Genomic DNA, 13,337 nt, shown 5'->3' on the forward strand with positions numbered 1-13,337 from the left:
TTGCACATAAAAACTTATATTTACTTAAAATTAATTGATTTAAAATGCACAATTACTTATAATCAACATAGAACATAATGACCACTGCTAACCACACCCCATGGAAAAAGGAGGCTCAACATGTATCAGGAAGAGCGGTTGATCGGGATCATGGAATTTTTACAGGTCCATCACCGGGTCAGCATTGAAAATATATGCGAGCTGTTCGACATTTCACGAGACACCGCTCGCAGAGACATTATTAAGCTTGAGGAGCAGGGTCACATTCTCCGTACACGCGGCGGCGCTATCCTGCCTACGTTGTCCCGCACCATTGCTAACTACAATGAACGGCTTCACGATCAAGCGACTACGAATTCCAAAAGAGCTATCGGCCAGCTCGCCGCCTCTCTGCTGCTTGATGGTGATTACTTACTGCTAGACGCCTCTACAACCGTACAAAGCGCCGCCGAACAAATCCGTACGAAGGACCATGTTGTCGTCACGAATTCCATAGACATTGCCAGTATTCTCAATTACAAGGAAAACATTGCTGTCCATTTGCTTGGAGGAGTGCTTCATCCAGAGCATCGCTTCATATACGGAGCCAGAGCGCTAAGCAATCTCAAGGATTATCACGTACACAAGCTGCTGCTCGGAACGTGTGCAATTACTGAAGATGGCATTACAGACCCTTATGAGGAAGAAGGCTATATCACCAAGGAAATGATGCGCCGCAGCGATCAGGTCATATTGCTCGCCGACCATACCAAATTTGGTAAAAAGCATTTTCACCGAATCTCGGGACTCGATCGCATCGATATTCTCATCACCGATCGCGAGCCAGAGGATGCCATGAAGGAAACCTTGCTTAAGCACCAGATCGACATCATGATTGCCAAAGGAGATACAGATTGATGATCAAATTAATAGTCAGTGATTTAGATGGAACTCTTTTGAAAACAGGCCACCATATCCAGCCTGAGGATCGTGCAGCTATTCACAACGCTATTGCGAGCGGGATTACGGTCAGCTTTGCGTCCGGGCGTATGCACCCGGAAATTGTTCATGTCATCCAGGAACTCGGAATAGCTGCACATTCGGTTTCGCAAAATGGCGCCTTTGTTCACACTATAGATCAGCAGCTTATACAGCAGGACACCTTTGAAACTTCACTCATTCGACAACTCGCACTGGCTGCTGAGGGTACAGCTCTATATCCGGTTATGTGCACTCCTGATTATTATTTCGTTACAGAGATGAATGACGGCTACGCTGCCATAGAAACGAATCTATTGGCCCCGCTTCGTGTCATACCACATGCCATTGAGGCACTTGGCAGTGAGCTGTTATGCTGCAAAATATCATTTATTGGTGAGATGGAGCAGCTGATTATGCTTCAGCAGCAGGTTGTATCCGTTCATGGAGACAAGATTGATGCCTATATTTCCGATGTGAACTGTATGGACGTGATGCCCCGCCATGTTTCCAAAGGTGCAGGCTTACAGACGCTGCTGTCGCATACCGGTATACGTGCAGATGAAACCATCTGTATCGGCGATTCTTTTAACGATATCCCGATGTTCGGTGTTATCCCTCACAGCTTCGCAATCAGCTCAAGTCACCCTGAAGTTCAGGCTCGCGCAGCGTACGTTGTGGATAGTGTAGCGGAGGCTATTGCCTGGGCATTTCAATTGAACACAAACAATACGGACACGAAAGCGAATCTTACATGAAGCGATTAATCTGGATTTGCTGCTGCTTTTATTTACTCATTGGAATTACTTCGGTCGTGATTGCTGCACTTTTACCTGAACTCCTTTCCCACTATGGGCGCAATTATGCCGATGGTGGCAATCTTATATTTGCTCAATTTTGCGGATTTTTATTAGGGGTGCTTACCCAGCCACTGTTGTCCAAAAAGTTCGGACGGTCCCATATGCTGTCCTTTACGTTATGGTTTATATTTGTCGGGTTTATCGTGATTGCCATACTTCCACCATGGTCGATTGTGTTGTGCTTTATACCCTTGGTCGGATTCGGCTCGGGAATTATTGAATCCACCATAGGAGCAATGATCATAGATGCGGTAAAAGATCGAACAGCCGTAGCTTTAAGCCGGTTGGAGGTGTTTTACGGGGTTGGAGCGTTATCGATGCCGATTCTAATCAGCATTCTGATTGCTTCCGGCTATTGGAAAATAAGCTTCTACGCTACCTGCTTGTTCGCACTGCTTCTGGCATGGGCCTGGTCGCGATTTACATCCACACATGGACAACTTTTAATTAACAAAAAGAGTATTGAAAAGCATATCGCAGTGTCTACCGTTAACCGTGGATTTGTACCTCTGGTTATGGTTAGCACTTGCATCCTGTTGTTTTTCGTTTATGTTGGTCTGGAGATGAGTCTTGTTAATTTCCTGCCTTCTATTTTACTGGAAACGATGAAGCTGGACGCCGCGTTTGCTGCGCTTAGTGTCAGCTTTTATTGGGGAGCTATGATTGTCGGCAGACTCGTATGTGGGTTGTTAGCCGAGAAATTCGGGTATCCGCGATATTTGCTATGGAGCACCCTCGGCACCTTCATCGTGCTGATCTGCTTCCTGTTCGTCACAACAGCTTGGGCCGCATTCGCAGTGATTACATTAATGGGACTCTTAATGTCCGGATTGTTCGCAATTGCACTCATTTACTCCAACAGTCTGTTTCCCGGACGAACGGAACAAACCACAAGCAAGCTGATCGCTGCCAGTGGCCTTGGCGGGGCCTGCATGTCATGGCTGACAGGCAGGTTTATGGAGCAGACGTCCATCACCATGACACTATATTTTCTCGTTGGACTGTCAGGTTTGATGATGCTGCTGATTGTGATTATGATGAGAATGAGGCCTGTTCAAGCGACATCTGCTGCCTCCACCGCAGAGAGCTTGAGCTAGACCAAGCACACCAAATAACGCCACGCTTGCTCTTCTTGAGCAAAACGTGGCGTATTTATTTATGTAAAGGTACCTATTTTAACTTCCTCTGTTCATTCATAACTCGTTTGCATTTCACTCATAGGTCGCTCCTCCTGTCGTGCCGTCAGGATATACATAATGCGTAACTACTTTGCCTGACTTGGCATGCTTGTACCATAGCTCGATGGCATCCACCCTTCCATCCTCTGTCCAATATACTATCAGTTGGGCGCCCACTTCACCTTGTTCCAGCGCTTTACTATCTATCGCCAGCCCTTGATACTTATAATCTGCTGACGGGGAAAAATCATACCTCCAAGCCGCTCGCTGATTTTTGTCATTTGTTCTCTCAAGCGTTGACGGACCAAGAAGCTTCTTCACATGCTGTTCATCATTTCCTATATGTAAGCGATATTGGATTTCCCACACTTTGTTCATGATTTCATCTTCGTTCACGGGCTTATCCATAATAGAAATGACTTTGCCGAGTTCAATACTGTTAATGTATCTGACCCCCATTCCAAGACTTTCTGCCACAAATCGAATGGGTACATAAGCATGTCCTTTATAATTTAATGCTGCATATTCGTTGTCTAATTTCTTATCCTGACCATTCAATTCAAACCCGACAGGAAACAAATAGGCTTGAATGGTGTCCGATGCGTAGGCGGCAGTCGAAGCCATTACAACACTACCGCATACCAAACCAAGAAAGAATTGTTTCAACCCGAATCCCCCTTAAAATCAGAAAAACAATGCTTGCATTTCTTATAATTCCCAGTATAATACTAGGTATAAGAACATTAAAGATTCGAAATGGAGTGTTGATCCTTATGACGACCCCAATACTAACGAAATTAACCCAAGCGTGGGTAGATGATTATCTCGATCTCTACAATTACGCCAAACATATAGGTGATACAGATTGGCAGCAGCAAATCATAGAAGCATTAAGTCAGAAAGACATTATAATCCAAAATCAGGTACAAGAAATGCAGGAGAAGCTTAAGCAGGATCTATGGAAAATGTTTGATGCTGTGAACCGTAATATGCTGCAAATCTATGAGGAGTTACGTAAAAGTCAGGATATTAAGCAGGTAGAGGATTTAAGAAAGCAAGTGTGGGAGTTAAAATCACAGCGGATTGATATTTCAAGAAAAATCAGAAGAAGTTAATCGAGTTACACAGCGAGGTCATTAATAGTGGCATGCAGACGACCGCTCTGCCAGTGGGATGGAACGAAGGGCTAGCAGTGAACTGCAAAGCCAGCGGAAATCAATAGCATGCAGCTATCTGCTCTGCTCTTACTTATGATAACATATTCATTGGCTGATGAATATGTTGTCCATGATTTACATTGAAGTTTGTTTCATTTCACGCATCATGTTCATCATCATGGTCATCATCTCGTCACACTCTTGCATTTTGGACATCATCATGCTTGTATCCATATCCTGCATCATGTTCATCTCGGACATCTTGTCCATCATCATTTTCATGGATTTCATTTTACACATCATGTCTTCCATACACATACCCATCATCATTTCCATACACATTTTTTCCATATTAGATATCTCCCTTCAATTATGTATTACCAATTATTAGGCACTTCTGTACAATACTATATTTCACCTAATAAATCAATAACTTTCTTGATTTATTAGAATTCGTATGATATGATGAATTATTTAATTCTTATTAATCATATAGGATTTAGCAATCTAGTAGACATAAAAAAACGTGAGCGGAACTCAACTCACGTTTTTTCGTATGCTTTTATCTTACTTTTAACTACGATTTTTCGCTGTTGCTGTTATTGAATTCTCTCTATCTAAGGACTTTCGTCTCCGCTGGCACTCAAGCTATCGTCCACATCCTTGGGTGGCTGCTCGGCAAATTCCTGATTATAATTCGGCATTACACTTGGCTGAAGATAGGGCGAATCCATACTCTTCGCCAAATACTGTTTCCCGAACAAGGTATCGTACTGCATGAGCTGATATTTGTTCACATCATCCTTCAGATTATCAGGTACGGCACGATACATATTTTGATCAGCATCCACGACCAGATTCCGCAGCATGGCAGGCATCTTGCGAGATAACTCTTCATTGTAGGCAAGTGTCGCCGGAAGCTCCATACCCATTTGATTCAACATGTAAGCACCCAAAAATGAATTGCTCAATACAGGTTTTTGTTCCTTCGGCAGATCGATATTAGACCAAGTTACAAATGGCACACTATGCATCCGTCTAAGATCATCAAGTGACCATTGCTCTGACTTGCTGCTTTGAATAAAACCGGTCTGAGCATACACGTCATAATCATAGCCTAGCATCGGCAAATGATCGCCATAAAATACGATCACTGTAGGTTGACCTGTCTCTGTAAAGTGATCGATCAGCTTCTGCAGGCTGGCGTCCGCATCATATACGCCCTGTGTGTAAGTTTCCAGTGTATTCTTCGCGTCAGGCGTCAAGCTGCCTTCAGCTTGAATCTCATTCGTACCGTATCGGTTGTCATCATATGGGCCATGGTTTTGCATAGTCACCGCATAGATGAAATTTGGTTGCTTCGTGTTATCGACTTGTTGAATTATGCTGTTGGCAACTTCATCATCGGAGATAAAATCGCCTTTGTATTGTGGATTCTGGAATTGATCTTTGCTCATGAAGCTTTCAAAGCCCATTTGCTTATAAACGTTCTCGCGGTTCCAGAACCAGCCTTCGTAGGAGTGAATGGCCATGCTTTTATAGCCTTGCTCTTCAAAATATCCGGCAAGACTCGGAATAGGTCTGGAAATATACTGCTGATAAGGGATGGAGCCTGCAGGAAGAAAACTCATCGATTGCCCTGTCAATACCTCGTATTCCACGTTGCTTGTTCCACCCCCGAATTGCGGCGAGAGCAAATAACCCGAGGTGGACTCCTGCTGCAATCGGTGAACCGTAGGCAGCGGGTCTTGACTGAATTCGACACCCGGAAGCAGCGTTGGATCCCAGAAAGCTTCGTTCATAATAAATATAACGTTCGGTTGCACCGCTTGATCTGCACTAACTTTTGCAGACGCCGTCTGCACCCCAGCCTGATTTTGCATTAACGACTGTGCCAAACTCGCCATTGATGGATCGTCATAGCCAGACGGTTTGGGGACAATTGCGTTTTTCACATTCATGGTAAAGGCCAAAGCCATCCCATTATTTCCATAGTTCTCCGACTGATTCCATACGATCTCATTGGCGCCCATCTTATCCATGAACTGACTGGCCAAGGGAGCATTTACACCAAACGAATATAACGCGGCAGCGGCCAACACACCGATGACAACTCGCGTTCCTCCAATCCGCAAACGCAGCTTGGGCAGCTTGAACGACAATATAATGAGCATCAAGACTACACCCAGCATCGTTCCAATTCGCAGTAAAGCCGACTTATTGGCTACCAGCGGTAAAATGTTCATACTCTCTTTATTAAGGAAAATATCCCACGGAAAAAAGGGCTCGCCAATCAATTTCACTTTGAAGTAGCTAACAAATGACATTGTACAAAGCAGCAATAAGGCCAGAGCGACAGAAAATATTAAATTACCAGCCAGCACATAAATCAATAACAAGACAAACAAGTCCAGTATGGCATTCATCGCAACCAGTTTCGGGTTCTGAACGAACCATATCCACGTTTCATTCAAGCTTCCACGTTGGATATATTCCACTCCAAATACTAATACTAAGGGCATAACTATACATGTGATGAACGTCCAGAAAGAACCCCACTGCCAATTCGGTGAAGACTTAACATGCTTCTTATGTTTAATAGCACGACGCATGATCTCTACACTCCTAACCCGTGTTATTCTATTTCTTTTGTACGAATTTCTTATTTGTAAAGCTATTGTAAACCTTGAATATTAAATTAAGATGAAATAAAAAAAAGACCAGGCATTGTAAGCTGCCTAATCTTTATTGGACATGAACCTTTATATATATGCGGCAAGCAAGACCACCTTACACCGGCTTCCTTTATGCTGGGTAATCAAAGGAGAGCACAGCCTGAAGATTATAGGGATTCGGGATTGACAGCCAGCCTGGAAGCTCGATAGGCTTATTGCTAATCCTGAATCGATGTCCGTCAAAGCTGAATATGGTTTGTCCGACCTCATCCTGATTGCTTTGGTTCCATCCATCTGCCGCTTGATCGATTTGGAGCATATCCGCAAACGGAGGCATTTTGCACACCTGATAGTAGAGAAAAAATGGTATCTGGTACTGCTGCCAGCTTTCAATATGCTGCTGCAGGGACTGAACAAAAACTTGACGCTGATCCCGCTTGTGTTGCTTAACAACAGACTGGGTAACGTTCATTTGGTGCAGAACAGGAGCTATGCTCTTGGCAACCGTGTCAATCAGCAAAACCTCTTCCTCAGTCAGTGATGAAGCTGCTTCGAGCACAACTAACAAGCCTTTTGGGTACGGATCCTCCGCCAACACAAGTCGATTCCCGACAGTAAGCGGTGCAAGAACCGCACAATTGCCTGATCCCATCCATTGCAGCACTTCCTTTGAAAAAAAACGCGCAGCCCCGTCAGCCATATAATCCGATAAGGTCTCGCCCTCCATACATGCCTCAAGCGATTCAGGAAACGGCAGTGCCATTACAGCTCGGCCTTTGTGATCCACTTCCCAGCCGATTGCATCAGCAACCACATATTGATCACCTGAACGAAGACAAATCAGCGCTTTGCGCACACCAAAGGACACCTGCAGCGTTTTGAGCGTAAAATAGCATAACTCCTCACTCGTCGTGCATTCGTTCAAATTTCGAATCAATCTGTTCAGCGTTGTGAGCAGCTTCAGCTTGTTCTCCGCACTTTCCCGCTGTTGATGAACCTCTTGAAACAGCATCGCATTGGAGATCGCAATAAACGTAGAGGTCGCCAAGGATTCTATCAATTCAAAGGTAGACTCATCATAGACACGATCGTTTACCGGTCGACTAAGCGTGACCATACCAATAATGTGATCCTTCACAATCAGAATGATGTACTCGGCCTCCAGTTCGCGCAGCCGCTCACCGCTCACGAATAGTGCCTGAATTCGTTCCTGGTCACGCTCCACATGCAGGACTATCGGTCCATTATAAGCTTGCGTGTGAAGCTCAAAATCACCATGGTAGGTTTCATAGGAGGATACATTCCGATATCCCGTAATTCGCAGTCTGCCCGTGATCGGATCAACCACACCAAAGGAAGTAATTTGACTGGAGGATACCTCGCTGAATACATCGGTGGCTATCTCGTGGAGTCGATGCAGCGTCACTTCGGAGAGCAATGCTTTGGTACTATGATGTATAGCAAACAGATTAAAAATCTTTTGATCGAGCTTGCGATTGGACTGCTGCAAATCGGCAAAATGCTGGCTATTCTCCATTGAATTGTTAATCAGCCGCATTAACGTATCTGACATGACAATATCCTCATCGGCAAACTGGCCCATGATTTTGCCATTGGATACGATAAATCCATGCAGTTCATCATCAATCATTAGAGGCATAGCCCATTTCATCTGGAAATGATCGACTTCCCGCTGCTCAAAAAATGCAGTAAAATCAGTACGCACGGTTCGTCCATGAAACGTGACCAATCTCCGCAGCTTACCTGTATAAGGTATAAAGTATTCCTTGTCCGCGTACAGCCTTTTTTGCTTCATAACGAATCGCTCTCCATCCCTGATAAACAGGGCAGACGCGTTCAAGGTCAAAATTTCGTTAACAAATTCAAAAGAAAACTCGCTAAGCTGGTTCAAGTGAAACCGTTGAGTAAAGAACTCAATGGCCAGCAGTAAGCCTTCAAAGCGGTAAAAGGTATGGTTAGCGTCTCCCAGGTCCATATGTAGATTTGAAGATGTCACCTTAGCATCCCCTTTGATTTTATTCATAAAACAGCTTGTTTTCACTCACATAAAAACTGCCCGTCGTGATTCGCTCGATATGCTTTTCCATTTCTTTGATTTGCAGGACGGTGCGGGGGAACGCTTTTTGAATGATTGAAACTTCACCGTCGCCTTTAGCGCTTAAGTACGCCATCAGCTTTTTACGTGCTTCCTCCAATTGATGAACCTTGTCAACCGAGGATTCCTGTTTGGACCAATAGTAAATAAAATCCTTTTTTTGTGTGCCCTTCAGATTATCACCGTTGTCCCCACTATCCCCAAATAAATCGACTTCTTTTCTAATTTTTTCAATTTCTGCAAGCAGGGTCTGGTACTCCTTCAACAGCTCATCCAGCTCCCGCTTCACCTGGGCCCGGTTAAAGCCTTCGATTTGAACAACCGTCGGCCGTTCCATTTCATTGCCGATAAATGCTGAAACCACTTGGACCTGCGCTTGAACGAGGCCGCCAATAATTTTCCCCCTTGATTTGTCCAGATATACGTATTTGGCATACAGCTTGCTGCCCATCGAATACAGCCCGATATGAATTTTTTCACCGGCACGTATCGTACAGTCGTTGGCAAGCTTGACGAACACATGGTTGGCTGCTGTAATCACCGTTCGGTCCTTGCCGAAGATGCCGCCTTTTATGAAAATATCTCCGCTTTCCGACGTGATGCTTTCCGCAGCTCCGATTCCCATTTGGCTCAAAACCGAAATATCCTGAGTAGCGGTCACTGAATATCCGTCCATGATCGTTCCTGTAATTTGCACACTTCCATCATAGTCAATATTACCCGTCTTAGGTCCAACGTCCCCTCGGATGGTCAGCACGCGTTGAACTTCAATGGTACGTCCGGCCTTCGCTACCGCACCGTTTATTTTGGCACGAAGTACAATCTTGCCGTCCTCCGGAACCTCTTCGACCGTTTCTTTATCATAAAATAGTGGTTTATCGCGTCCCTTTCTTGCCGGCAGGATGCCGCCCTTGAGGTTCCGTCCCGGCATTCCGGCTGTGGCAGGTATCTTCTCACCCAACCAATCGCCTGCTTCCACTTCATCAATAAAATTCAATTCATAATAATCTACAGAACCATCCTGAAGAATTGAAGGCTTTCGTTCAGACAACTCATAGTACCGGATCACGGCGTCCACACCCTCAACGGGCTGAATTCCTTGTGCGATCAACACCTCCTGCTTCGTGAACGGCCCATTCAACGCATCATACAAAATACCATCGACAATTCCATACTGCTTTAGCCCTATAAGAACAGCCCCTGTCAGCTCCTGCCGTTTCGACTCGTATTCGTCCTCACTGATATTAAATCGAACCGTAGCCTTCATATAATCAGGACTGACCACAAGCTCATACTCGGGCTTCAAGCGTCCTATTTCGGTCCTTTCCGGGAGATTCTGCTGAATAGCTTTACGCAGGCTGCCAAATTGAGTAATTTGCACCCGCGGCACGGCTTGAAGCACCTGCTCAAACTCCGTGAAGGGATAATCAGGGGCATATACCGATATATAAACCCGGTTGTCTTCAGACGATAAAGTGAAATACTCATTCGTGTATATTTGCATAGAGTCCACCTCCTCCATCTCTCCTAAGTAAATTAGACAAAATTCGCCTATTCCCTTCCGACCATAGGTATTTTGTCTCAAATTTAACAAAAAAATATATCAGTTTTAAAATTCAAGGCTCTTGCATATTGCGTTTTATAGCGTATCGGACATTTTCTTTTCACCAAGGGTAAAAGGACCTCATATGATGCAAGTAGATCATTGATAAGTCATTCAAGTCGGCGCCAGGAAGGAGTTGCAAGAGTGAAAAGAACGAAGGTCAAGATTCAAATCCAACCTGCCGGTCTACAGACAGACGATCTCACGATCATGCTTAGCGATTCTTTGGTGAAAAGATGGAAATTAACGGCTCAGTCATCATTGCAGCTGTGTTTTGGATCAGCCAAGCATGAGGTGAAGGTCATTCCCTTGTCGCAAGCCGGTGTCCTTCGGATCCCTGACTCCATAGCCGCTAAGTGGGGGCTCGTCCATGGCATACCGCTATGCCTTCATTATAAATCGTCTACGCGTTCGCTCCATATTGGACCCTTGATCAGTGTGATGGTCAGCCGTGTGCATGCCGGTTCCCCGGAGAGACCCTTCGGTGCTGTCACCGCATTTTGCAGAGAAATGGATGATGCGTGTCGTCTATACGGAGCCACTGTTTACTTCGTTACCCCTGATGAGGTTAACGGTCATGGCGAGACGGTAAGAGGTTGGCATTATGCCGGCAAATGGATTAAACGTGCATTTCCGCTGCCCCATATCATTTACAATCGCTTAACCTCACGTAAACTGGAAAATCGCGCGAATGTCCAGCAATTTATACGCCATGCGAAAATGCAGAACCAGGCTGTACTCTTCAATGAAAAGTATTTAAACAAAACAGAGGTATTTGACGCTCTTCGCAAGGAAGGCGGACTTCAGGTTTATTTGCCGGATTCGCACCTGCTGCACAATGTCCAGCAATTGAAAATGATGTGCACCAAATATAACACCATCTTTTTGAAGCCGATTACGGGCAGTCTGGGAAAAGGCATCATTCGTGTCAAACGAAAGGTCGATGGAGGTTACGTATGTCAATTTGCTAATCGCAGCGGAGCAAGTAAACTAACCTTTGGTAATTCAGGCCAATTAGCCAATGCTTTTGTCAAAAAGATCAAGCGTCAGCGCTATCAAATCCAACAGGGGCTCACACTCATATCGGTAGGCGGCCGGCCGGTGGACTTCCGCGCTCTGGTACAGCTCAACGATGTCGGACAATGGAGTATTACTTCAATTGTAGCAAGAACAGCAGGAGGCCATCATTTTGTTTCTAATCTGGCTCGGGGAGGCAGCCTGTCCACCGTCAGGGAAGCACTGGCCCGTTCCAATTCAACCTCAGCCTCTGGTGGAGCGCTGAAGCTGAGACGTGCGGCTTTGGCTATTGCCAAAGGGGTCGAGAACCAGATCCCGGGACATTTTGCCGAGCTTGGCATTGATTTGGCTCTGGACACACAAGGAAAAGTATGGCTGCTGGAAGTTAACTCCAAGCCATCCAAGGAAGATAATACCGCTCTTTCCACATCGCGAACCATCCGGCCATCTGTGAAGAAGGTCGTGAAATACTCCCGTTTTGCGGCAAAGTTCTGAGAAGGCTGGGGTGAGCTGACATGGTGACAGAAACGAACCGATTCCGGCACAGCCTTGGCATCATGACGACCCGAATAGGTCGTAGTATAGCTTCGGGCCACGAAGCGGTTCGAGCTGTCGAAAATCCTCCTTTTGGAAGCCGCCGATTTTATAAAAGCTTATGTCTGGCGGGCCGTCGGGCTGGAATGAACGTATTCGTCTTTACCCCGCAAAACATCGATTGGATAAAAGGCACAACCGAAGGCTTTATCTACGATGAACGGAACAAGAAATGGGTATCCGGTACTTATCCGCTGCCGGATGCTGTCTATGACCGTTGTTTTTTTACGCACCGTATGCAATATCTGGAGCACCGTGCTGCCGTCCGCAGACTGCAGGAGGAGCATCATGCCTTGTTTCTGGGCTGCGGCCTAAAGGGAAAGCAGGAGGTTCAGCGTATGCTGGAACGGGATGGCCGCTTTATGCGCTATTTGCCACGTACTGCAGCAATGCGCAGCATGCAGTCTGTATCCGACTGGCTGCAGGAGCATGGCCAGTTGATTGTGAAGCCGCAAGCCGGCTCGCAGGGCCGTGGTGTGCTGCTCGTGCAGCGCAGCGAGTCGCCTCAGGCGTATAGCGTGCGCGGTCGCGATGCGCATAATCAGCCCATCGCGCGCAGCTTCGCCGACAAGGCGTCGCTCTTGCTCTGGCTGCGCCGCTTCACGGCGCGGCGGCCCTACCTGCAGCAGCAATACCTGCTGCTGCAAACACGCACGGGCGACGCTTACGATGTGCGCTCGCTGGTGCAAAAGGACGGCACGGGCACGTGGTCAGTGACCGGAATGGCTGTTCGTAAAGGCCAGGAAGGTAGTCTGACCTCCAATCTCCATGGGGGTGGAACTGTTGAGCCTGTAGGCCGCTTTCTCGCCGAACAGTTTCCTTCCCAGCAGGCTGAGAGGATTATAAAGGAGCTTTACAGTCTGTCCGTTCTCATTCCCGCTGTTCTGGAATCCAATCATGGCCAGCTGGCTGAGCTTGGAATAGATTTTGGTATCGATACTACAGGACAGATATGGATATTAGAAGTCAATTCAAAGCCGGGGCGCTCCGCCTTGTCACGTATAAATGAAGCATCAGCCTATATTCATGCTGTTACAAATCCCGTTCACTATGCCCGTTATTTAATGAAATCCCGTTCACCTTTCATTTCATCCGCACCTGCGGATTGCGATATCTCTAATCGTTTGGCAATAGCTGCTGCGGTGAAGCCACGTTAATGCGGCAGCTATTGCACGCTTTC

Annotated in this window: 11 protein-coding genes; 6 read left to right on the top strand and 5 right to left on the bottom strand. The window is 46.0% G+C overall.

Translation table 11 applies throughout. The features are described from left to right. The first annotated feature begins 120 nt into the window (after positions 1 to 120). Genes LRL21_RS13080 through LRL21_RS13090 form a run of 3 tightly spaced genes read left to right on the top strand, consistent with a single transcriptional unit; the run spans position 121 to position 2,914 of the window. The gene (locus LRL21_RS13080) at positions 121 to 897 is read left to right on the top strand and encodes a DeoR/GlpR family DNA-binding transcription regulator (RefSeq protein WP_240416226.1); all 777 of its coding nucleotides are present in this window, start codon (positions 121 to 123) and stop codon (positions 895 to 897) included. Beyond that, complete coding sequence (locus tag LRL21_RS13085; protein WP_240416227.1) at positions 897 to 1,715, top strand: HAD family hydrolase; 819 nt, start codon at positions 897 to 899, stop codon at positions 1,713 to 1,715. The genes LRL21_RS13080 and LRL21_RS13085 overlap by 1 nt, the downstream gene beginning before the upstream one ends. Then, positions 1,712 to 2,914, top strand: coding sequence for an MFS transporter (locus tag LRL21_RS13090; RefSeq protein ID WP_240416228.1), 1,203 nt, complete (start codon positions 1,712 to 1,714; stop codon positions 2,912 to 2,914). Before LRL21_RS13085 ends, LRL21_RS13090 begins: the two co-directional genes overlap by 4 nt. 114 nt (positions 2,915 to 3,028) lie before the next feature. Here LRL21_RS13090 and LRL21_RS13095 read toward each other — a convergent pair whose 3' ends face one another. Next, positions 3,029 to 3,661, bottom strand: coding sequence for a stalk domain-containing protein (locus LRL21_RS13095; protein WP_240416229.1), 633 nt, complete (start codon positions 3,659 to 3,661; stop codon positions 3,029 to 3,031). A 107-nt stretch (positions 3,662 to 3,768) separates the two neighbouring features. Between LRL21_RS13095 and LRL21_RS13100 the strand changes: the two genes are divergently transcribed. Further along, on the top strand, positions 3,769 to 4,110 hold the full coding sequence (locus tag LRL21_RS13100) for a hypothetical protein (RefSeq protein ID WP_240416230.1): 342 nt from the start codon (positions 3,769 to 3,771) through the stop codon (positions 4,108 to 4,110). Positions 4,111 to 4,287: 177 nt separating this feature from the next. On the opposite strand, the gene LRL21_RS13105 is transcribed toward LRL21_RS13100, so the two are convergent. The 4 genes from LRL21_RS13105 to LRL21_RS13120 form a co-directional block, all read right to left on the bottom strand. Next, positions 4,288 to 4,503 (bottom strand): hypothetical protein, encoded by a 216-nt coding sequence (locus LRL21_RS13105; protein WP_076233136.1) that lies wholly within the window; start codon positions 4,501 to 4,503, stop codon positions 4,288 to 4,290. Positions 4,504 to 4,769: 266 nt separating this feature from the next. Further along, positions 4,770 to 6,764 carry an LTA synthase family protein gene (locus tag LRL21_RS13110; protein ID WP_240416231.1) on the bottom strand — a complete coding sequence of 665 codons (1,995 nt, stop codon included), beginning with the start codon at positions 6,762 to 6,764 and terminating at the stop codon, positions 4,770 to 4,772. A 193-nt stretch (positions 6,765 to 6,957) separates the two neighbouring features. Beyond that, positions 6,958 to 8,823, bottom strand: a complete 1,866-nt coding sequence (locus LRL21_RS13115) for a GAF domain-containing protein (RefSeq protein ID WP_240416232.1) — start codon at positions 8,821 to 8,823, stop codon at positions 6,958 to 6,960. A 40-nt stretch (positions 8,824 to 8,863) separates the two neighbouring features. Continuing rightward, entirely contained in the window at positions 8,864 to 10,447 is a 1,584-nt protein-coding gene (locus tag LRL21_RS13120) for a DUF342 domain-containing protein (protein ID WP_240416233.1), read from the bottom strand. A 243-nt stretch (positions 10,448 to 10,690) separates the two neighbouring features. On the opposite strand from LRL21_RS13120, the gene LRL21_RS13125 reads away from it, so the two are divergent. Further along, on the top strand, positions 10,691 to 12,058 hold the full coding sequence (locus tag LRL21_RS13125) for a YheC/YheD family endospore coat-associated protein (protein WP_240416234.1): 1,368 nt from the start codon (positions 10,691 to 10,693) through the stop codon (positions 12,056 to 12,058). Between the two features lie 20 nt (positions 12,059 to 12,078). Continuing rightward, positions 12,079 to 13,314: a YheC/YheD family endospore coat-associated protein gene (locus LRL21_RS13130; RefSeq protein ID WP_240416235.1), complete on the top strand. Its 1,236-nt coding sequence runs from the start codon at positions 12,079 to 12,081 to the stop codon at positions 13,312 to 13,314. Positions 13,315 to 13,337: the final 23 nt, after the last annotated feature.

This window comes from Paenibacillus periandrae, assembly GCF_022458865.1.
GTDB classification, from domain to species: Bacteria; Bacillota; Bacilli; order Paenibacillales; family NBRC-103111; genus Paenibacillus_S; species Paenibacillus_S periandrae.

Excerpts from the sequence above, each read along its gene's own strand:
- LRL21_RS13080 (WP_240416226.1), top strand. The coding sequence starts at position 121 with ATGTATCAGGAAGAGCGGTTGATCGGGATCATGGAATTTTTACAGGTC.
- LRL21_RS13085 (WP_240416227.1), top strand. The coding sequence starts at position 897 with ATGATCAAATTAATAGTCAGTGATTTAGATGGAACTCTTTTGAAAACA.
- LRL21_RS13090 (WP_240416228.1), top strand. The coding sequence starts at position 1,712 with ATGAAGCGATTAATCTGGATTTGCTGCTGCTTTTATTTACTCATTGGA.
- LRL21_RS13100 (WP_240416230.1), top strand. The coding sequence starts at position 3,769 with ATGACGACCCCAATACTAACGAAATTAACCCAAGCGTGGGTAGATGAT.
- LRL21_RS13105 (WP_076233136.1), bottom strand. The coding sequence starts at position 4,503 with ATGGAAAAAATGTGTATGGAAATGATGATGGGTATGTGTATGGAAGAC.
- LRL21_RS13110 (WP_240416231.1), bottom strand. The coding sequence starts at position 6,764 with ATGCGTCGTGCTATTAAACATAAGAAGCATGTTAAGTCTTCACCGAAT.
- LRL21_RS13115 (WP_240416232.1), bottom strand. The coding sequence starts at position 8,823 with ATGGACCTGGGAGACGCTAACCATACCTTTTACCGCTTTGAAGGCTTA.
- LRL21_RS13120 (WP_240416233.1), bottom strand. The coding sequence starts at position 10,447 with ATGCAAATATACACGAATGAGTATTTCACTTTATCGTCTGAAGACAAC.
- LRL21_RS13130 (WP_240416235.1), top strand. The coding sequence starts at position 12,079 with ATGGTGACAGAAACGAACCGATTCCGGCACAGCCTTGGCATCATGACG.